Raw genomic sequence first — 18,658 nt, forward strand, 5'->3', positions numbered from 1 at the left:
GTTCAGGCCGACAGCAACCGGTTGATCAGCTCGGGCGTGCTGCCCGCCTGGTATTTCTTCATCAGTCGGCCGCGGTAGATGTCCACCGTGCGCGGGCTCACGCCCAGGCGCCGGCCGATGAGCTTGCTGGTCTGGCCCTCCACCAGCAGGGCCGCGATCTCGCGCTCGCGCGGTGTCAGCTCGGCGGTGATCTGGCGCCGGGCCGACAGGTCCTCGAAGCTCCAGATGCCACGGGCATGCGGGTCGGCCGGGTCCAGCGCACGGCCGGTCACATGACACCAGAAGAGTTCGCCGTTGCCCAGCCGGCGCATGACGCGGTCGTCGGCGTAATGGCCTTGCGCATCGAGGCTGGCGACGATGCGCGCACCGGTGCGCTCGAACTCGACGGCACTGGGGTACATGACGGCGAAGCTCTGGCCGACGAGCTGCTCGCGCGTGGCCGAGAACATCTGCAGCACCCGCTCGTTGCAGTCCACGATCTGGCGCTGCTCCGACAGCACCAGGCCGATGGGGGCGAACTGAAAGGCGCTGCGGTAGTCGAGGAAGGGAGGCACGGAAAAGGACATGGCCGACGGCTGCGGGTCGCGATGCTACCCGCCCGGGTCCCCTTGTTCGCGGGGAGGAGCCACGGGCCATGGCTCCAATGGGCGATTCGCTGCGCCGGGTGGCGCCCTACCGTGCGGCCCTCACCTCAAACAAGGAGTTCGATGATGGTCCTCGGTTCTGTTGCGGCCCGCCCGGGTCGGTTTCTGCGCGCGCTGCTGGGCGCCGGGCTGCTGGCGGCCGCCAGCGGCGCCGCCCAGGCAGGCGTCGGCCTGGTCTGGGACCTGAAGCAGTGGAGCTACACGCTGGCGCCCGACCAGACGCTGGAGCTGCACGCGTCCATCTACAACGAGGCTTCGGCGACCGAGCATCTGCTGGGCAGCCGCTTCCTCACGGCCTACGGCGAAGGCATCGAGTCCGTCTACGACTTCGTGGCGCCGCAGCAGCCGCTGGCCCAGCAGTTCGCCGCGATGGATCTCGCGCCGGGGCAGGGCATGGACTTCGTGTTCGGCCGGCTGGTGCCCATCGGAGGCCAGGCCGCGCCGGGCGGCTACACGGGAGGCGGTTTCTCGCTGGCCTTCCTCGACGCGAGCGGCGCCGAGGTGTCGTGGACGCCCGAGCACAACCTGAGCCTCACCGTCGTTGCCGACAGCCCTACGACGCCGGGCCAGAACCTGCCCGAGCCGGGCTCGCTGGCGCTGGCTTCCGCCTGTCTGGGGGCGCTCTTGCTGCAGCGCCGCCGCCGTCCAGCTTAGGCGATTCTGCGTAATCGACGCCGTGGCCTCGGGGGCGCTACGCTTCGCCCCTCATTCCAGCAGGAGACGGCATGAACAAGGTGTACCCGAGCGCCGATGAGGCGTTGCGCGGCGTCGTGAAAGACGGGCAGCTGCTCGCGGTTGGCGGTTTCGGCCTGTGTGGCATCCCCGAGGCCCTGATCGCCGCGCTGCGCGACAGCGGCGTCAAGGACCTGACGGTCATTTCCAACAACGCCGGCGTCGACGGCTTCGGCCTCGGCCAGCTGCTGACAACGCGCCAGATCAGAAAGATGATCTCCAGCTACGTGGGCGAGAACAAGGAGTTCGAGCGCCAGTACCTGGCCGGTGAACTGGAGCTGGAGTTCACGCCCCAGGGCACGCTGGCCGAGAAGCTGCGCGCCGGCGGCGCCGGCATCCCGGCCTTCTTCGTGCGCACCGGCGTCGGCACGCTGATCGCCGAGGGCAAGGAGGCGCGCGAGTTCGACGGCCAGACCTACATCCTCGAAAAAGCCCTGGTGCCCGACGTGGCCCTGGTCAAGGCCTACAAGGCCGACAAGAGCGGCAACCTCGTGTTCCGCCGCACGGCGCGCAACTTCAACCCGGCCGCGGCCATGGCCGGCAAGCTGACGGTGGTCGAGGTGGAGCAGCTCGTCGAGACGGGCGAGATCGACCCGGATGACGTGCATCTGCCGGGCATCTACGTGCACCGCATCGTCGTCAACGCCAACCCCGAGAAGCGCATCGAGAAGATGACTCTCAGCCCCAAGAAGGAGGCCTGAGCCATGGCCTGGACCCAAGATCAGATGGCCGCGCGCGCGGCCCGCGAGCTGGAAGACGGCTTCTACGTCAACCTCGGCATCGGCATCCCGACGCTGGTGGCCAACCATGTGCCGGCCGACAAGGAAGTCTGGCTGCAGAGCGAGAACGGCATGCTGGGCATCGGGCCCTTCCCGACCGAGGACGAGGTCGACGCCGACCTCATCAACGCCGGCAAGCAGACTGTGACGACGCTGCCCGGCTCCAGCATCTTCGGCAGCCACGACAGCTTCTCGATGATCCGCGCCGGCAAGATCAACCTCAGCATCCTGGGCGCAATGCAGGTCAGTGCCAAGGGCGACCTGGCCAACTGGATGATCCCGGGCAAGATGGTCAAGGGCATGGGCGGCGCGATGGACCTCGTAGCCGGCGTCAAACGCGTCATCGTGCTGATGGAGCACGTGGCCAAGAAGAAGGACGGCAGCGAGGACATGAAGATCATCCCCAGCTGCACGCTGCCGCTGACGGGCGTGGGCGTGGTGGACCGCATCATCACGGACCTGGGCGTCTTCGACGTGACGCCGCACGGCATCAGCGTCGTCGAGCTGGCCGAGGGCGTCACGCGTGAATTTGCGCAAAGCAAGACCGGGGTCCCTTTGCTCTGAGGTAAAGCCTCACGGGCACCCCCAGTTCATGGGCCTCGACGGGTCGGCGCAAGCCGGCCCGTTTTCGTTGGGCGACGATCCCTTCAACAACGAGCGAGGATTCCATGCGCGCAGCACCGCCGCCAGAAGTCGAGACCATCGCCCCCGCACTCGGGACAAGTGCAGACCCGGCCCCTGGCCTCGCTGCCGCCGCGGCCGCCGCCGCCTTGCTGGTCGCCTGTGGCGGTGGGGGAGGGGATGGCGGCACGCCGGCGCCTTCCCCACCGCCGCCACCGCCTCCTCCCCCGCCGCCGCCTGGCATCACGGATGCCGAGGCCGCGCGCTTCCTCGCCCAGGCCGGGTTCTCCGCCAGCAGTGCCGACATCGCCAGCGTCAAGACCAATGGCTACGCCGCATGGCTGGACGCGCAGCTCGCGCTGCCGGTCAGCGACGGCCATTTCGACTGGATGGTGGCCAACGGCTACGCCATCGTCGACCACCGCAACGACTTCGGCGGCGCCGACAACACGCTGTGGCGCAAGCTGATGTCCGCACCCGACTCGCTGCGCCAGCGTGTCGTGCTGGCCCTGAGCGAGATCTTCGTCATCTCCATGAACGGCCTGCCCGTGCCCTGGCGCGGCTTCGCCGTTGCGGCCTATGTGGACATGCTGGAGCAGCGTGCGTTCGGCAGCTACCGCGAGCTGCTCAACGCCGTGACGCTTTCCAACGGCATGGGCGTCTACCTGAACATGCGCGGCAACCAGAAGGAAGACACGGCCACCGGTCGTGTGCCCGACGAGAACTACGCCCGCGAGGTCATGCAGCTCTTCAGCATCGGGCTCTACCAGCTCAATGCCGACGGCACGCCCAAGCTCGACGGCAGCGGCAAGCCCATCGAGACCTACAACCAGGCCAACATCACAGACTTGGCCCGCGTCTTCACCGGCTGGGATTTCGACGGCTACAGCGGCACCGACCCCGGCTTCATGAAGAAGCCCATGGTCAACATCGCATCGCGGTTCTCGACCGGCGCGAAGAAGGTACTGAACATCGACATCCCCGCCACGGCCGACGGCCCCGCGGCGCTGAAGATCGCGCTGGACACGCTGGCCAGCCATCCCAACGTCGGGCCATTCATCGGCCGCCAGCTCATCCAGCGCCTCGTCGCCAGCAACCCCAGCGCGGCCTACGTCGCGCGCATAGCTGCCGTCTGGGCTGACAACGGCGCCGGCATGCGCGGTGACCTCCGGGCCGTGGTCAAGGCCATCTTGCTCGACGCCGAGGCGCGTACCCCGTCTGCCGATCCTGGTGCCGGCAAATTGCGCGAGCCACTGCAGCGTTTCATCCAGTGGGGGCGCACCTTCGGCGTCGCCTCGCCCAACGGGCTGTGGAACATCGGCGACACGACCAACCCCGGCACCCGCCTGGGCCAGAGCCCGCTGCGCAGTCCCTCGGTCTTCAACTTCTTCCGCCCCGGCTATTTGCCGCCCAATTCGCAGCTGGGCACGAACGCGGTCACGGCGCCCGAGTTCCAGCTCTGCAACGAGAGCACGGTGGCCGGCTACCTGAACTATCTGCAGAAGGCCATCTCGGACGGCGTCGGCGACGTCAAGCCCGGGTACACGGCCGAGCTTGCGCTGGCCGGCGACGCGCCCGGCCTGGTCGCCAGCCTGGCGCTGCGCCTGGGCGGTGGCGGCATTTCGGCGGCGACGCAGACGACCATCGCGACCGCCGTCGCGACCATCTCCGCCGGCACTGATGCCGGCAAGCTCAACCGTGTGCAGGCTGCCATCCTGATGCTGATGGCCTGCCCCGAATACCAGATCCAGAAGTGAGGGGACGACGATGAAGCTCAACCGACTCCCCGAACTGCAGCGCCGCGAGTTCCTGCGCCGAGCCGGAGCCCTGGGCCTGGCTGGTACGGCGGCACCCTGGGCGCTTAACCTCGCCGCCCTTGGCGAAGCCGCCGCCGCCACGGTGCCGGGTGACTACAAGGCGCTGGTTTGCGTCTTCCTCTACGGCGGCAACGACTATGGCAACACGCTGGTGCCCTACGACCAGGCCAGCTACAACGCCTACGCCGGCATCCGCCAGACATTGGCCACGCCGCGCGAGCAGCTCGCTGCCACGGCGCTGGGCCTGAACGTGGGCGGCCGCCAGATGGCCCTCGCGCCTCAGCTCGGCAAGCTCAAGGGCCTGTGGGACAGCGGCCGGCTGGGCATCCAGCTCAACGTCGGCACGCTGATCCAGCCCACCACGCTGGCCCAGTACAAGGCCCAGAGCGTGCCGCTGCCACCCAAGCTGTTCTCGCACAATGACCAGCAGTCCGTCTGGCAGAGCAGCACACCCGAGGGCGCCACTTCGGGCTGGGGCGGCCGCATGGGCGACCTGTTCCTGGCCGGCAACGGCACGGCCACCTTCACCTGCATCAACGCCTCCGGCAACGCCGTCTTCATGGCCGGCAAGCAGGCCGTGCAATACCAGGTGTCTACCAGCGGCGCCGTGCCCATCAACGGCATCCTGAAGCCGCTGTACGGCTCGCAGGCCTGTGCCGATGCGCTGCGCGGCCTCATCACCGCCGACCGCACGCACTGGATGGAGGCCGAGCTGAACAAGGTCGTCGCGCGCTCGGTCGGCGCCCAGAGCGCCGTCACGACTGGCCTGGCCGGCGTGCCGGCCCTGCAGACGCCCTTCGACACGGCCAGCAGCCTGTCGGCCCAGCTGCTGATGGTGGCCCGGCTCATCGCCGCGCGTCAGGCGCTCGGCGCAACGCGTCAGGTCTTCTTCGTGTCGCTGGGAGGGTTCGACCTGCACGACTTCCTGCTCGACCAGCACCCCGGGCTGCTGACCGCCGTCAACGACGCGCTGGCCAGCTTCTACGCGGCCACGGTCGAGCTGGGCGTGGCCAGCCAGGTCACCACTTTCACCGCCAGCGACTTCGGCCGCTCGTTGACCAGCAACGGCGACGGCTCCGACCACGGCTGGGGCAGCCATCACCTCGTGCTCGGTGGCGCCGTGCAGGGCGGCCGGTACTGGGGCACGCTGCCCTCGGTCAGCGTCAACGGGCCGGACGATGTCGGCCAGGGCCGGCTGCTGCCGACCACGGGCGTGGACCAGCTCGGCGCCACGCTGGCCACCTGGATGGGCATCGGCGCGGCGGACCTGCCGCGCGTGCTGCCGCAGATCGGCAACTACAGCCAGAAGGACATGGGCTATTTCTGACGCTGCCGGGGCATCGCGGGCCTGCCTAAGATGCCCCCCATGCGCCGCCTCCTGACACCACTTCTGCTGGCCAGCCTGCTGGCCCAGGCCCACGCCCTCGACCAGCCCGAGGCCGCGACCACGCGCACCGCCAAGCAGGGCAGCCTGACGGTGCCGGCGCGGCGCTTCGCGGTGACGGCGGCCAACCCGCTGGCGGTGGACGCCGGCGTGGAGATCCTGAAGGCCGGCGGCTCGGCCCTGGACGCAGCGGTCGCCGTGCAAGCCGTGCTGGGGCTGGTGGAGCCGCAGTCCAGTGGCATCGCCGGCGGCGCCTTCCTGATGCACTGGGATGGCCGCCAGGTGCAGGCCCTGGACGGCCGCGAGACCGCGCCCGCCGCGGCAACGCCGGAGATGTTCCTCAAGGCCGATGGCAAGCCGCTGGCCATGCGCGACGCCATCCTCAGCGGCCTGTCCACAGGCGTGCCCGGCGTGCTGGCCATGCTGGCCGAGGGACACCGCCAGCACGGCCGGCTGGCCTGGGCGCGGCTGTTCGAACCGGCCATCCGCCTGGCGGAGCAGGGCTTCGCCATCAGCCCGCGGCTGTTCGAGCTGGCCTCCAACGAGGCCGCCCTGCGCAGCGACCCGCAGGCGGCGGCCTACTTCTTCGACGCCGCGGGCGCGCCCAAGCCCGTCGGCACGGTGCTGAAGAACCCCGCCTACGCGGCCGTGCTGCGCGGCATCGCGAAGCAGGGCATCAAAGGCTTCTACGAGGGCCCGGTGGCTGCCGACATCGTGCGCCGCGTGAAGGGTCATGCCCGCCCGGGCCTGCTGACGGCGGCCGACCTCGCGGGCTACAAGCCCGTCGTGCGGCCGCCGCTGTGCAGCGACTGGCGTGCCTGGCGTGTCTGCGGCTTCGGCCCGCCCACCTCGGGCCACCTGACGCTGATGCAGATCCTCGGCCTGCTGGACACCCAGCCCGCCGCGCAGTCGGCCAAAGGCATCACGGCCGACTGGATGCATGCCTACGCCGAGTCGGCCAAGCTGGCCTTTGCCGACCGCGCCCAGTTCATCGGCGATCCGGCCTTCGTCACCGCGCCGGGCGGCGACTGGCAGAGCCTGCTGGGTGCCGCCTACCTGAAGCAGCGCGGTGCGCTGATCGGCGCCAGGGCAAGCGGCATCGCCGCGGCCGGCCAGCCCGGACAGGTCAGGCAGGCCCTGGCGCCGCAGGCCGAGCAGCTCGAAGCCGGCACCAGCCAGGTCAGCGTCGTCGATGCCGAGGGGCACGCAGTGGCCATGACCACCAGCGTCGAGTCCGCCTTCGGCAACCGTGTCATGAGCGACGGTGGCACCGGCCTGGCCGGTGGCTTCATGCTGAACAACCAGCTGACCGATTTCTCGCTGAACCCGGTGGGGGCCGACGGCAGGCCCGTGGCCAACCGTGTGGAGGCCGGCAAGCGCCCGCGCTCCAGCATGGCGCCCACACTGGTGTTCGACCGTGACGGCAGGCTGCTGATGGTGGCCGGCTCGCCGGGCGGGCCGGTCATCATTCACTACGTCGCCAAGGTCATCACCGGCGCGCTGGCCTGGGGTCTGCCCGCGCAGCAGGCCGTGGACCTGCCCAACTTCGGCCACTTCAACAGCGGCAGCCTCATCGTCGAGCGCGGTGCGCTGACGGCCGAGCAACTGGCCGACCTGCGCGGCCGCGGCCATCAGGTCGTCGAAACCGATCTGACCAGCGGCCTGCAGGTGCTGATGCGGGTGAAGGACGGCTGGGTGGGCGGCGCCGACCCGCGCCGCGAGGGCGTCGTCAAGGGTGAGTGATCAGGCGCGCGTTCAGCGCCTGGACAGCACCACCAACCCCAGCGCCGCCAGGCCGGCAAAGAGCAGGCCGCTCCAGATCTCGTAGGGCAGGCCGATCAGCCGGTAGGCCGCGGCCTCGGCGCAGTTGGCCGTGACCATGAAGACCGGCGGCCACAGCTCCTCGAGATTGAGGGCCGTGAGGATCTTGTCGGCCAGGCCCATCGCGCAGGTGGCGCTCTGCGATGCCACCTCGTGCTGGAAGACTGCAGCCGTCAGCCCGGCCGCGCACAGCAGCAGCACGACGACCAGCGCCGCCTGGCGCAGCGAGCGCCAGCCCCGCGCCAGCCAGCCCAGCAGCGAGAACGTGCCGACAGCCAGGAAGATGCCCCGCTGCAGCACGCACCACGGGCAGGGCTTGACGCCGAACTGGTGCTGGGCGACGAGTGCGATGCCGACAGCGGCGAAGCTCGCCGCAGCCATGCCGGCCAGCGCGCGGGCCGGCAGCTTGGAAGGCTGGATGAACATCAGTCGGCGATCTCGGCGATGAGCTCGATCTCGACGCAGGCGCCCAGCGGGATCTGGGCCACGCCGAAGGCGCTGCGCGCATGCTTGCCGGCATCTCCCAGCACGCTGGCCAGCAGCTCGGAGCAGCCGTTGGTGACGAGGTGCTGCTCGGTGAAGTCGGGCGTGCTGTTCACCAGGCTCATGACCTTGACGATGCGCACCTTGGAGAGGTCGCCCGTGGCGGCCTGCAGCGTGCCGAGCAGGTCGATGGCGACGGCGCGCGCGGCGGCCTGGCCGGTGGCGGTGTCCGTGTCCTTGCCGAGCTGGCCGACCCAGGGCTTGCCGTCCTTCTTGGCGATGTGGCCCGAGAGGAACAGCAGGTTGCCCGTGCGCATGAAGGGCAGATAGGCCGCGGCCGGAACAGCCACGGGAGGCAGGGTGATGCCGAGTTCGGCGAGCTTGGCTTGGATGGCGGAGGAGCTCATACGGGGAAGCGCGGTGGCGCGAGCAAAAAACGCCGGCATGCTACACCCCGCCCCCCGGCGAGCGGGGGTGGGGAGGGGCATTGACCCAGCGGCGTTGGGGCGCTTGGGAGGTGGTGGTGGCGGGCCTGGCCTGGCTAGCTGGCCTGGCGCTGCTGCATCGCTGCGAACGCCTGAGGGTGGTTGACCCCGATGCATGCCCGTACGCCGTCTGCAGAACTTCCAACGGAACCTTGCGCTCCATCCGGTTGATGTAGCCGAAGGTCTTGCGGCCTGAGTGGCTGTCGAAGTTGCCTTCAAGGCCAGCCTGCTCGCACCACATCTTCCACATCCGCGACAGGTCGCAGATGCCTGGCGCTGGCGCAGCGAGGACCCGCCGGGGCTGGCCGTCTGCGAGCGCAAACGCGCGCCGCGCTTCTGGCGCGATACCGGCTGGCTGCCGGGCGGCTCGGCGGGTCCGCCGCTGCCAGGTGACACCTCCCCGGAAGAAGGGGGGAGTTCTGAGCCGGCTGCCGGCCTAGACTCGCTCAATTCTCATCCTGGAGCCGTTCATGACTGCGCATAAATCTCTGTCCTTGGGCCGCCGCCTGTTGCTGCTCGGCCTGTTGTCGCTGGGGCTGGCCAGCGGCAGCGCCTGGGCCGGTACGGATGGCAGAGGCAGCGGCGCCAAGCCGACGCTCAGCACCAAGGACTACGACGTCTACATCACGGGCAGCACGAACGACTCCCAGCCGCCGCTTCCGAGCTCGCCGATGCTGGTGCTGATGGGGGGCGCCAGCGACATCGACGCTGCCTTCCGCGCCATGATCGCCAAGGGCCGGGGCGCTTCGACCCAGGGCGTGGACGCGGTCATCGTGCGCACCTCGGGCGCCGACGACTACAACGCCTACCTGACGGGCCTGGTGCCCGGCGGCGTCAATTCTGTCTCGTCCATCGTCATCAAGACCCGCGCGGGCGCCGCGGCCCAGGCCGTGGTGGATCTGGTCGGAAAGGCCGAGCTGATCTTCATCGCTGGCGGTGACCAGTCCACCTATGTCGCCCTGTGGGCCGGCACGCCGCTGGAGGCCGCCATGAAGGACGCGGTGGCGCTGCGCAACGTGCCCCTCGGCGGCAACAGCGCCGGCCTGGCCGTGCTGGGGCAGTTCGACTACGCGGCGCTCAGCAAGTCCGTCACCTCGAGCGAGGCGATGACCGACCCGTACAACAGGAATGTCACGCTGGACCGGAGCCTGCTGAACAGCCTGCCCTGGATGACCAACGTCATCACCGACACCCATCTCGTCGCACGCGACCGCATGGGGCGCCTCGTCACCTTCATGGCCCGCATCGAGAAGGACCATTGGGTGATTGGCGATACCGACGTGCGCGGCATCGGTGTGGACGAGCACACGGCCGTCGTCATCGACAACGGCATCGGCACCGTGATGGGCAATCCGCTCGTCGCGGGAAGCGGACGGGCCTATTTCCTGCGTCCGACCATCGCGCCGACGACAGTGAAGGCCAAGACACCGTTGACCTACCGCAGCGTGCAGGTCGAGAAGCGAACTGACGGACAGAGCTACGACCTGACCACCTGGTCGCCCGTATCGCCCTATTCGCTGTCCGTCGAGTCGGGCGTTCTGACGTCCAGCCAGAACGGCGGCAGCGTTTACTGAGCCGTGGCCCCGCGGGCCCTGGCCACGGCCTCGCCCAGCTCGATGACGGCCAGTGCGTAGTAGGCCGACCAGTTGTAGCGCGTGACGACCCAGAAGTTCTGCGTGCCCAGCAGCACGGTGGTCGGCTTCTTTGGGCCGTTCTGCAGCTCGATGACGGCCATGGGGCCGTCGTGCTCGCGGGCGGCTTCCGAGGGCAGGGCGCCGGCGGCGCTGAGGTCGGCGGCGCTGAAGCTGGGCTTGATGTCCGGCGCCAGCAGGCGGGCCCGCTCGCGGCGGTCGGTGGGCAGCCTGACGCTGTAGTGGGTCGCCTGCCCGGGCTTCCAGCCGTATTCCGACAGGTAGTGGGCCACGCTGCCGATGGCGTCCACAGGGCTGGCGATGAGGTCGACGCGGCCGTCGCCATCGAAGTCCACCGCATGCTGGCGCCAGCTGCCCGGCATGAACTGCGGCCAGCCCAAAGCGCCGGCGTAGCTGCCGCGCACCTCGGCGGCATTCAGGCCGTTCTCGCGGCAGAGCTTGAGGAACTCGGCCAGCTCGTTGCGGAAGAAGGCCTGGCGGTCGGCCGCGCGCGGGTGCTCGGCGGGGAAGTCGAAGGCCAGCGTGGCCAGCGCGTCCAGCACTTTGAAGCCGCCGGCGATGCGGCCGTAGAAGGTCTCGACGCCGATGATGCCGACGATGACCGCAGCGGGCACGCCATAGGTGCTCTCGGCCCGGGCCAGTGCCACCTCGTGCTCGGCCCAGAATGCCGCTCCGGCCTCCACGCGCCTGGGCTCGATGAAGCGGTCGCGGTAGGCAGCCCAGTCTTTGGCCGTGCCGGTCTTCGCGGGCAGTATGAGCTGCTTCACACGTGGCAGGTCCAGTGCCTGGGCGAGCTGCTCCCGAAGTGCGGCGGCGTCCCAGCCCTGCGCGGTGGCGAGCTCGTCGGCAAAGGCGACGAGGGCGGGGCGGGCGCCGAGGGGTTCGGGCGTCGGCGAGGGCTTGGCGCGGTGGGGTTTGGCCTGGGCGGAGAAAGCCAGCAGCAGGCCGGCCAGCAGGGGCAGGATTCGAGACTTCACGCGCGCAGCATACGTGCGGCTGTGCGGAATTCGCCCCAGGTCGGCGCGGGCGCGTCGGCCGCGTAGCGCGACCGCTCCAGCTTCTCCAGCCACTGCGCGGCAGGCTCGGCCTTCTGGCCCAGCTGGCGGCGCAGCGTGCGGGCCCAGGCGGCCGGGCTTTCGTGCGCCGGCACGGTGACGCCGGCGCGGCCGAGCAGGGCGGCGATGCGCGTGCGCTGGCGGCTCCAGGCGTCGTGCGGTCGGCTGCTCCAGCGTATCCAGGCCGCGCCGGTAACGGCCAGCGCCAGAATGACGCCCGCCAGGGCCTGGCCCAGCGCCGTCCAGTCGGGCTGGCTGAAGCCCAGGTTCTTCAGCAGGTCGAACTGGTTCTGGCGCGAGTAGTTCAGCACCAGTTGCTGCCAGCGGTTGTTCAGCGTCTCCCAGCCGTTGCGCACGGCCCGCCACAGCGTCGGGTTGAGCTGGCCCAGCACGCCCGGCTCGGGCCGCAGCGCCAGGCCCTGGGTCACGCGGTTGGGCGCGACGGCGGCTGTCGGGTCGCTGCGCACCCAGCCCTGGCCCTCCACCCAGTACTCGGCCCAGGCGTGGGCGTTGGCGTTGCGGACGACGTGGTAGCCGTCCTGGGGCTCGGCGTCCCAGCCCTGAAAGCCGGTGACGATGCGGGCCGGCACGTCCATGGCGCGCATCAGCACGACGAAGGCCGAGGCGAAGTGCTCGCAGAAGCCCAGGCGCCGGTCCAGCCAGAACTCGTCGATGACGTGGGGCGACTCCTCGCCATAGCGGCCGGGGGTCAGGGTATAGGTGAAGTCCTGGCTGCGCACATGCTCGAGCAGGGCCGCGGCGAGGGCCTGCGCGCGCGGGCCCGGCGCGAGGCCGGCAAAGCGTGGCTGGGCGGCCAGCGCCGTGGCCCAGGCCCGCGTGCGCGGGTTGCCGCCGGCGGGCAGGTCGAGGTCGGTGGCGAGCTGCAGCCGGTTGCGGTGTTCGCCGGCCTGCCAGGCCAGGTGGGCGCTGGTGCTGAAGCGCATCCGCTCCGTGATGGGCCGCGGCGACACCCATTGCAGCTCCGGGCCGCGGGTGAGCACGAGATCGGTCAGGGCCAGCTCGCTGCCGACGGCGCCCGGGCTCATCTCCAGCAGCGGCAGCACCGGGATGCGCAGCGGCTCCAGTGTCATCTCGTAGCGCAGGGCCGGGCCGGTGGTGACCAGCTCGTCGCGGCCGCGCAGCCAGCTCTGGCTGAGGCGGGTGTCGGCCGCGCGCCAGGTCTTGCCGTCGAAGCGGGTCAGCACCGGGCCGCGGAAATAGCGCTGATCGGGCGGTGGCGGCGGGCCGTCGAACTTCAGCCGCATGGCGATGCTCTCGTCGTTGGCGATCTCGTTCATCGCGCCGAATTCGAGCTGGTTGGACAGGCCGGTCCTGCCGATGGCCTCGGTGGGCACTCCCCACAGCGGCGCGATGCGCGGGAACAGCACGAAGAGCAGCACCATGACCGGCAGGCCGAGCGCCGTCGTGCTGGCGGCGCGGCGGGCGGCAATGGTGATGCTGGGCAGCCCTTGGGCGTCGGTGGAGGGCATCTGCGCCAGCACGACGGCCGCCAGCAGACCCCACAGCGACAGCAGCGACCAGACGGCCATCAGCAACGACTGCGAGTACAGGAACTGCGTCAGCACGAGGAAGAAACCGAGGAAGAAGACGACGAAGGCGTCGCGCCGTGCGCGCAGCTCCAGCGTCTTCAGCGCCATCAGCATGACGAGCAGTGTGATGCCTGCCTCGCGGCCGATCAGCGTGCGAAAGCTCAGCCAGGTCATGCCCGCGTAGACAAGGATGACGGCGCCCAGCCACCAGCGGCTGGGCAGGGGGCGCTGGCGCCAGGCCAGCAGCGCGCGCCAGCCGAGCACGACGGCGGTCAGCGCCGTGCTCCACCAGGGCAGGTGCTCGGCGTGGGGCGCGATGACGGCGGTGATGACGCCAAGCAGAAAGAAGCTGTCGCGGGTGTCGCGCGGCAGCCGGTTCCAGCCGCTGCTGAGGGCACTCATGCGCCGTACCCCGCAAGGGCTTGCAGGCAGGCCACGCGATGCGCCGAGCCCAGCGAAGGCGCGATCTCCCGGCCGGCAAGGCGCAGACCGTAGGGCTGGCCCAGGCGCTCGGCGGCCAGCACCCAGGCGGTCAGGCGGGACAGCCGCGCCTCGACGTCGCGGCCCTGGGTGTCGCGCCAGTCCAGCCACAGGTCCTGGGCCAGCGGTGCCTCGGTCTCGCGCACCCACAGCGGCAGGCCCTGATCCAGTGCGAGGGCGGACTTGCGCCAAAGGATCTGCTTCATCGAGTCGCCACGGCGGTAGCTGCGCACGCCGGAGAAGTCGGTCCCGTGGGCGGCCTGCCGCGCGGAGGCGGCCTCGCCCGCGCCGGCCTCGGCCTGCACGGGGAAGGGGGACGGCACGTCTTCGGCGCGCGGGTAGACCCAGACCCTGGCCGCCGGCCGCCAGTAGCTCCAGGCGCGGAAGAAGCCGAGCGGGAAGCGCGTCGTGACGATGAGGCGGGGCAGGGGGCGCAGGCCGCGCGCCACGGCCGGCAGGCGCAACTGCACCACCGCGTGGCCCAGGGCCGGCACGTCGACCCAGGCGGGCTCGGTGGCGCCGCTGTCGAGCTGGGCGCTGACGGCGATGCCGAAGCGCGCGCTGCCCGGGTTGTGCAGGCGCAGCTCCAGCGCGTACTCGCTGCCGGCATGCACGCCGTCGGGCGCTTTCAGGTCCATCTGCAGCCCGCGCAGGTTGGCGTGCGTCGTGTGCATTGACGCCAGGCCCGCGCCTGTGAGTGCGAACGTCAGTGCATAGCCCAGACTGAGCTGTTCGTTGATGCTGGCCAGCAGCAGCACGCCCAGCGTGCCGCAGAAGGCCACGCCGGCCCAGGTGGGCACGATGTAGACGTTGCGCTGCGTCGTCTGGTGGGTGTCGGCCACGGGCTGGCGGGCCTGCCACCAAGCTTGCCAGCGCTGGCGTACGGCCAGGATCATGGAAGAGGTATCGCCTCGATCATGGCGCGCACCTGCTCGCGTGCGCCACGCCCTGCGCCGGCACGCGGCTGCAGGCGGTGGGCAATGGTCTGTGGCAGGATGGCCTGCACGTCGTCGGGCGAGGCGTAGTCGCGCCCCTGCAGCAGCGCACGAGCCCGGGCGGCCCGCAGCACGGCCAGGCCGGCGCGTGGCGACAGGCCTTCGACGAACCACTGGCCGGAGCGCGTGGCCGCGATCAGCGCCTGCAGGTAGTCCAGCAGCGGCGGTGCGGCGTGGATGGCCTTGACCGCGGCCTGCGCCTGGACCAGCTCGGCCGGCGTCATGATGGGCCGCAGCGCCTTCAGCAGCTCGCGGCTGTCCTCGCCCATCAGCAGTTCGCGCTCGGCTGCGGCGTCGGGGTAGCCCAGCGAGATGCACATCAGGAAGCGGTCCAGCTGCGACTCCGGAAGCGGGAAGGTGCCGAGCTGCTCGCTGGGGTTCTGTGTCGCGATGACGAAGAAGGGCTCGGGCAGCGGGTGGCTGACGCCCTCGATGCTGACCTGGTGCTCCTCCATCGCCTCCAGCAGCGCGCTCTGCGTCTTGGGGCCGGCGCGGTTGATCTCGTCGGCCAGCAGCACCTGGGCGAACACCGGGCCGGGGTGGAAGGCGAAGCCGTTCTTCTCGCGCTCGTAGACGGACACGCCCAGCAGATCGCTGGGCAGCAGGTCGGCCGTGAACTGCAGGCGAGAGAACTTCAGGCCCAGGGAGATCGCCAGCGCATGCGCCAGCGTCGTCTTGCCGACGCCGGGCAGGTCCTCGATGAGCAGATGGCCGCCGGCGATCAGGCAGGCCAGGGAATCGGCGATCTGGGCCGGCTTGCCCTTGATGACCGTGCTAATCTGGTTTTGCAGCGCCAGCAGTTGTGCTGCCAGGGTTCGTGATGGGGCTTGCGTCATGAACTGCACCATATCAAGAGACAAGCATTCCATGCCGACCGCGTATTTCAATCCCCCCGAGTGCCGCCGCCACGACATGGGCGACGGCCACCCCGAATGCCCCGAGCGCCTGGCCGCCATCGACGACTGGCTGATCGGCTCCGGCCTGAATCAGGCGCTGGAATACGTCGATGCCCGGCCGGTCGACCTGAAGGACGTGGAGCTGGCCCACACCCACGGCTATGTCGCCGAGATCGGCATGATGCTGCGTGAATGCGCCGAGAAAGGCGGGCGCTGCGCGGTGGACCCCGACACCTCGGCCAACGCCCACACCTGGTCCGCCGCGCTGCATGCCGCCGGCGCTGCGGTGCAGGCCACGGACCTCGTCATCGACGGCCGCGCCGACAATGCCTTCTGCTCGGTGCGCCCGCCCGGCCACCATGCCACGCGCGACCAGAGCATGGGCTTCTGCTTCTTCAACAACGTGGCCATCGCGGCCCGCCACGCGCTGGACCGGCGCGGCCTCAAGCGCGTGGCCATCGTGGACTTCGACGTCCACCACGGCAACGGCACCGAGGACATCATTGCCGGCGACGACCGCGTGCTGATGGTCAGCCTGTTCCAGGACCCGCTCTACCCCTACAGCGGCGCCGTGCCCAAGGGCACCAACATGGTCAACGTGCCGCTGCCCCCGTACACGCGGGGCGGCGAGGTGCGCGAGATCGTCGAGGCGATGTGGCTGCCGGCGCTGGAGCGCTTCAAGCCGCAGATGATCTTCGTCTCGGCCGGCTTCGACGCCCACCGCGACGATGACCTCGGCCAGCTCGGGCTGGTGGAGGCCGACTACGAGTGGATCACGCTGAAGATCAAGGACGTCGCCGCGCGCCATGCCAAGGGCCGCATCGTCTCGGTGCTGGAGGGCGGGTACAACCTGCATGCGCTGGCGCGCAGCGTGGGCGTGCACCTGCGGGCGCTGGCCGATCTGTGATGCTTTTCCCTGACCATCGCCCGGTGCCTGCACCGGGTGCGGGCCCGACATGAATTCAATGCACCAACCTCTGAGCCTGGCCGAACTGCAGGCCCTGCTGGCCCGTGTCTTCAGCGCCGACGCGCTGGCCGAGTGGACGCTGCTGACGGGCTGCCTGCTGGCCGCGGCCATGTTCGGCTGGGCGCTGGCCCGCAAGGCAATCAAGCGCGACAACAGCGTGCTGTTCGGCGAGCGCGTCATCGACGGGGCGCTGTTCCCACTGCTGGCGCTGGCGCTGGCCTTTGGCGCGCGCCGCCTGCTGCCGCTGTGGGGGCTTGCGCCGGCTCTCTTCAGGCTGGCGCTGCCGGTGCTGGTGTCGCTGGCCGTCATCCGTGTCATCGCCCGCGTGCTGGTGGCGGCCTGGCCCAACTCGGCACCCATCCGCCTCGTCGAGCGCAGCGGCTCCTGGGTGGCCTGGCTGGGCGCGGTGCTGTGGGTGACCGGCCTGCTGCCCGTCATCCTGGACGAGCTGGACGACATCGGCTGGAAGTTCGGCACGGTCAAGCTGACGCTGCGCAACCTCATCGAGGGCGGACTGACGGCGGCTCTGGTGCTGGTGGTGGCCTTGTGGATCTCGGCGGCCATCGAGTCCAGGCTGCTGCGGCGCGAGTCCATGGACCTGTCCATGCGCAAGATCGCCGCCAGTGCCATCCGGGCGCTGCTGCTCTTCGTCGGCCTGCTGTTCGCGCTGTCGGCCGCCGGCATCGACCTGACGGCGCTGGGCGTGTTGGGCGGCGCGCTCGGCGTGGGCCTGGGCTTCGGCCTGCAGAAGCTGGCGGCCAACTACGTCAGCGGCTTCGTCATCCTGGCCGAGCGCAGCTTGCGCATCGGCGACATGGTCAAGGTCGACGGCTTCGAGGGCCGCGTGACCGACATCAAGACGCGCTACACGGTGATCCGCTCGCTGGGTGGCAAGGAAGCCATCGTGCCCAACGAGATCCTCATCACGCAGCGCGTCGAGAACTCCTCGCTGGCCGACCCGCGCGTGTTGCTGTCGACCGTGGTGCAGGTGGACTATGACTGCGACGTGGATGCCGTCATGAAGGCGCTGACCACCGCCCTGGCCGACGTGCCGCGCGTGCTCCCGGACCCCGGGCCGTCCGTGCAGCTGAGCCGCTTCGCCGATAGCGGCCTGGAGCTGACGGTCTACTTCTGGATCGGCGATCCCGAGAACGGCAGCGGCGGCGTGCGTTCGGACGTCAACCTCGCCGTGCTGCACACGCTGCAGCGCCTGGGCGTGGAGATTCCCTACCCGCAGCAGGTGCAGCGTCAGCCGACGAAGTCGGCGTCCAGCACGACCCTGTAGCGGGCCTTGCCCGAGCGCAGGTGGTCCAGCGCGTCGTTGACGCGGCTCATCGGGAAGCGCTCCACCTGCGGCAGGATCTGGTGGCGGGCCGAGAACTCCAGCATCGTCGCCAGCACCGACGGCGGCGGCGTGGGCGAGGCCGAGAGACCTTTCTGCCAGCCCAGCAGGCCGCCACTCTTCAGCGCCATTGCGTCGGTGACGACGCCCACCAGGTGCATGCGGCCCTTGGGCGCCAGCGTGGCCAGCAGCGCGTCCCAGTTCAGCGCGGCACCGACGGTGATGAGCATGAAGTCCAGCGTGCCGGCAGCGGCCTTCAATTCGGCCTTGTCGACGCTGGACAGCGTCTTGTGCGCGCCCAGCGCCAGCGCCTCGTCGCGCTTGCTGGCGGATGACGTGAACGCCGTCACCTCGCAGCCCCAGGCGCGTGCGAACTTGACGGCCAGGTGGCCCAGACCACCGATGCCGACGACGCCGACGCGATCGGTCGGCTTGATGGCGTGCAGCACGAAGGGCAGGAAGACCGTGCCGCCGCCGCACATCAGCGGGCCGGCAGCGGCCGGGTCCAGCGCGTCGGGCAGCGGGATCGCCCAGCTCCAGTGCGAGCGCAGCCGGTCGGCGAAGCCGCCGTGGCGGCCGATGAGCGTCGGCTGGCGCTTGGCGCACAGATGCTGTTCGCCACCGAGGCAGAGATTGCAATGGCTGCAGCTGCCTGTGTGCCAGCCCACGCCGACGCGTTGGCCGATCTGCCGCCCCCTGGCGCGCGGGCCCAAGGCGGTGATGCGGCCGACCACCTCGTGGCCCGGCACGACGGGATAGCTGGCCGGGAACCATTCGCTGTCGATCATGGCGAGGTCGGAGTGGCAGATGCCGCAGTGCTCGACGGTGATCTCGACGTCCTCCTCGCCCAGCGGGCCGGGGTCGAACTCGAAGGGCTGCAGCGGGCCGCCGGCGCTGTGGGCGGCGTAGGCGCGGATCTGGGGCATGGGCATCTCCGAAAACGGCATCCGGCGAT

The 18,658-nt window shown here is 70.2% G+C and carries 18 protein-coding genes; 9 read left to right on the forward strand and 9 right to left on the reverse strand.

Annotation, left to right across the window (positions count from 1 at the left end):
* Positions 1-2 precede the first annotated feature (2 nt).
* Complete coding sequence (locus AC07VX_RS16375) at positions 3-566, reverse strand: LuxR C-terminal-related transcriptional regulator (protein WP_493167375.1); 564 nt, start codon at positions 564-566, stop codon at positions 3-5.
* A 144-nt stretch (positions 567-710) separates the two neighbouring features.
* Here AC07VX_RS16375 and AC07VX_RS16380 point away from each other — a divergent pair, with 144 nt between their 5' ends.
* The 6 genes from AC07VX_RS16380 to AC07VX_RS16405 all read left to right on the forward strand — a co-directional run bounded on the left by AC07VX_RS16380 (position 711) and on the right by AC07VX_RS16405 (position 7,720).
* The gene (locus AC07VX_RS16380; RefSeq protein WP_493167374.1) at positions 711-1,298 is read left to right on the forward strand and encodes a hypothetical protein; all 588 of its coding nucleotides are present in this window, start codon (positions 711-713) and stop codon (positions 1,296-1,298) included.
* A 71-nt stretch (positions 1,299-1,369) separates the two neighbouring features.
* On the forward strand, positions 1,370-2,077 hold the full coding sequence (locus AC07VX_RS16385; protein WP_493167373.1) for a CoA transferase subunit A: 708 nt from the start codon (positions 1,370-1,372) through the stop codon (positions 2,075-2,077).
* Positions 2,078-2,080: 3 nt separating this feature from the next.
* Positions 2,081-2,719, forward strand: coding sequence for a 3-oxoacid CoA-transferase subunit B (locus AC07VX_RS16390; RefSeq protein ID WP_493167372.1), 639 nt, complete (start codon positions 2,081-2,083; stop codon positions 2,717-2,719).
* A 104-nt stretch (positions 2,720-2,823) separates the two neighbouring features.
* Positions 2,824-4,533 (forward strand): DUF1800 domain-containing protein, encoded by a 1,710-nt coding sequence (locus AC07VX_RS16395; RefSeq protein ID WP_493167371.1) that lies wholly within the window; start codon positions 2,824-2,826, stop codon positions 4,531-4,533.
* 10 nt (positions 4,534-4,543) lie between these two features.
* Positions 4,544-5,920, forward strand: a complete 1,377-nt coding sequence (locus AC07VX_RS16400; RefSeq protein WP_493167370.1) for a DUF1501 domain-containing protein — start codon at positions 4,544-4,546, stop codon at positions 5,918-5,920.
* 39 nt (positions 5,921-5,959) lie between these two features.
* Positions 5,960-7,720, forward strand: a complete 1,761-nt coding sequence (locus tag AC07VX_RS16405; RefSeq protein WP_493167369.1) for a gamma-glutamyltransferase family protein — start codon at positions 5,960-5,962, stop codon at positions 7,718-7,720.
* A 12-nt stretch (positions 7,721-7,732) separates the two neighbouring features.
* On the opposite strand, the gene AC07VX_RS16410 is transcribed toward AC07VX_RS16405, so the two are convergent.
* Genes AC07VX_RS16410 through AC07VX_RS16420 form a run of 3 tightly spaced genes read right to left on the reverse strand, consistent with a single transcriptional unit; the run spans position 7,733 to position 9,016 of the window.
* Positions 7,733-8,224: a disulfide bond formation protein B gene (locus AC07VX_RS16410; RefSeq protein ID WP_493167368.1), complete on the reverse strand. Its 492-nt coding sequence runs from the start codon at positions 8,222-8,224 to the stop codon at positions 7,733-7,735.
* The gene (locus AC07VX_RS16415; protein WP_493167367.1) at positions 8,224-8,688 is read right to left on the reverse strand and encodes a RidA family protein; all 465 of its coding nucleotides are present in this window, start codon (positions 8,686-8,688) and stop codon (positions 8,224-8,226) included. The genes AC07VX_RS16410 and AC07VX_RS16415 overlap by 1 nt, the downstream gene beginning before the upstream one ends.
* Positions 8,689-8,728: 40 nt before the next feature.
* A complete protein-coding gene (locus AC07VX_RS16420) occupies positions 8,729-9,016 on the reverse strand; it encodes a hypothetical protein (protein ID WP_493167366.1) in 288 nt (95 codons plus the stop codon).
* Between the two features lie 220 nt (positions 9,017-9,236).
* Between AC07VX_RS16420 and AC07VX_RS16425 the strand changes: the two genes are divergently transcribed.
* Positions 9,237-10,340 (forward strand): cyanophycinase, encoded by a 1,104-nt coding sequence (locus AC07VX_RS16425; protein WP_493167365.1) that lies wholly within the window; start codon positions 9,237-9,239, stop codon positions 10,338-10,340.
* On the opposite strand, the gene mltB is transcribed toward AC07VX_RS16425, so the two are convergent.
* Genes mltB through AC07VX_RS16445 form a run of 4 tightly spaced genes read right to left on the reverse strand, consistent with a single transcriptional unit; the run spans position 10,334 to position 15,334 of the window.
* Positions 10,334-11,395 (reverse strand): lytic murein transglycosylase B, encoded by a 1,062-nt coding sequence (mltB, locus tag AC07VX_RS16430; protein ID WP_493167364.1) that lies wholly within the window; start codon positions 11,393-11,395, stop codon positions 10,334-10,336. The genes AC07VX_RS16425 and mltB overlap by 7 nt on opposite strands.
* A complete protein-coding gene (locus tag AC07VX_RS16435; RefSeq protein WP_493167363.1) occupies positions 11,392-13,425 on the reverse strand; it encodes a transglutaminase TgpA family protein in 2,034 nt (677 codons plus the stop codon). The genes mltB and AC07VX_RS16435 overlap by 4 nt, the downstream gene beginning before the upstream one ends.
* On the reverse strand, positions 13,422-14,399 hold the full coding sequence (locus AC07VX_RS16440; RefSeq protein ID WP_493167362.1) for a DUF58 domain-containing protein: 978 nt from the start codon (positions 14,397-14,399) through the stop codon (positions 13,422-13,424). The genes AC07VX_RS16435 and AC07VX_RS16440 overlap by 4 nt, the downstream gene beginning before the upstream one ends.
* Complete coding sequence (locus AC07VX_RS16445) at positions 14,396-15,334, reverse strand: AAA family ATPase (protein WP_493167361.1); 939 nt, start codon at positions 15,332-15,334, stop codon at positions 14,396-14,398. The genes AC07VX_RS16440 and AC07VX_RS16445 overlap by 4 nt, the downstream gene beginning before the upstream one ends.
* Positions 15,335-15,365: 31 nt before the next feature.
* Here AC07VX_RS16445 and AC07VX_RS16450 point away from each other — a divergent pair, with 31 nt between their 5' ends.
* Both AC07VX_RS16450 and AC07VX_RS16455 read left to right on the forward strand, forming a co-directional pair.
* The gene (locus AC07VX_RS16450; RefSeq protein WP_493167360.1) at positions 15,366-16,301 is read left to right on the forward strand and encodes a histone deacetylase family protein; all 936 of its coding nucleotides are present in this window, start codon (positions 15,366-15,368) and stop codon (positions 16,299-16,301) included.
* Positions 16,302-16,359: 58 nt separating this feature from the next.
* On the forward strand, positions 16,360-17,646 hold the full coding sequence (locus tag AC07VX_RS16455; RefSeq protein ID WP_493167359.1) for a mechanosensitive ion channel family protein: 1,287 nt from the start codon (positions 16,360-16,362) through the stop codon (positions 17,644-17,646).
* Here the strand turns inward: AC07VX_RS16455 and ahr are convergent.
* Complete coding sequence (gene ahr / locus AC07VX_RS16460) at positions 17,610-18,629, reverse strand: NADPH-dependent aldehyde reductase Ahr (RefSeq protein WP_493167358.1); 1,020 nt, start codon at positions 18,627-18,629, stop codon at positions 17,610-17,612. The genes AC07VX_RS16455 and ahr overlap by 37 nt on opposite strands.
* Positions 18,630-18,658: the final 29 nt, after the last annotated feature.

The sequence above is a fragment of the Roseateles sp. GW821-FHT03B02 genome, assembly GCF_059421025.1.

Excerpts from the sequence above, each read along its gene's own strand:
- AC07VX_RS16385 (WP_493167373.1), top strand. The coding sequence starts at position 1,370 with ATGAACAAGGTGTACCCGAGCGCCGATGAGGCGTTGCGCGGCGTCGTG.
- AC07VX_RS16405 (WP_493167369.1), top strand. The coding sequence starts at position 5,960 with ATGCGCCGCCTCCTGACACCACTTCTGCTGGCCAGCCTGCTGGCCCAG.
- AC07VX_RS16420 (WP_493167366.1), bottom strand. The coding sequence starts at position 9,016 with ATGTGGAAGATGTGGTGCGAGCAGGCTGGCCTTGAAGGCAACTTCGAC.
- AC07VX_RS16380 (WP_493167374.1), top strand. The coding sequence starts at position 711 with ATGGTCCTCGGTTCTGTTGCGGCCCGCCCGGGTCGGTTTCTGCGCGCG.
- AC07VX_RS16410 (WP_493167368.1), bottom strand. The coding sequence starts at position 8,224 with ATGTTCATCCAGCCTTCCAAGCTGCCGGCCCGCGCGCTGGCCGGCATG.
- AC07VX_RS16395 (WP_493167371.1), top strand. The coding sequence starts at position 2,824 with ATGCGCGCAGCACCGCCGCCAGAAGTCGAGACCATCGCCCCCGCACTC.
- AC07VX_RS16455 (WP_493167359.1), top strand. The coding sequence starts at position 16,360 with ATGCACCAACCTCTGAGCCTGGCCGAACTGCAGGCCCTGCTGGCCCGT.
- AC07VX_RS16440 (WP_493167362.1), bottom strand. The coding sequence starts at position 14,399 with ATGATCCTGGCCGTACGCCAGCGCTGGCAAGCTTGGTGGCAGGCCCGC.
- AC07VX_RS16435 (WP_493167363.1), bottom strand. The coding sequence starts at position 13,425 with ATGAGTGCCCTCAGCAGCGGCTGGAACCGGCTGCCGCGCGACACCCGC.
- AC07VX_RS16445 (WP_493167361.1), bottom strand. The coding sequence starts at position 15,334 with ATGACGCAAGCCCCATCACGAACCCTGGCAGCACAACTGCTGGCGCTG.
- AC07VX_RS16425 (WP_493167365.1), top strand. The coding sequence starts at position 9,237 with ATGACTGCGCATAAATCTCTGTCCTTGGGCCGCCGCCTGTTGCTGCTC.
- AC07VX_RS16390 (WP_493167372.1), top strand. The coding sequence starts at position 2,081 with ATGGCCTGGACCCAAGATCAGATGGCCGCGCGCGCGGCCCGCGAGCTG.
- AC07VX_RS16400 (WP_493167370.1), top strand. The coding sequence starts at position 4,544 with ATGAAGCTCAACCGACTCCCCGAACTGCAGCGCCGCGAGTTCCTGCGC.
- AC07VX_RS16450 (WP_493167360.1), top strand. The coding sequence starts at position 15,366 with ATGCCGACCGCGTATTTCAATCCCCCCGAGTGCCGCCGCCACGACATG.
- AC07VX_RS16415 (WP_493167367.1), bottom strand. The coding sequence starts at position 8,688 with ATGAGCTCCTCCGCCATCCAAGCCAAGCTCGCCGAACTCGGCATCACC.
- AC07VX_RS16375 (WP_493167375.1), bottom strand. The coding sequence starts at position 566 with ATGTCCTTTTCCGTGCCTCCCTTCCTCGACTACCGCAGCGCCTTTCAG.
- ahr (WP_493167358.1), bottom strand. The coding sequence starts at position 18,629 with ATGCCCCAGATCCGCGCCTACGCCGCCCACAGCGCCGGCGGCCCGCTG.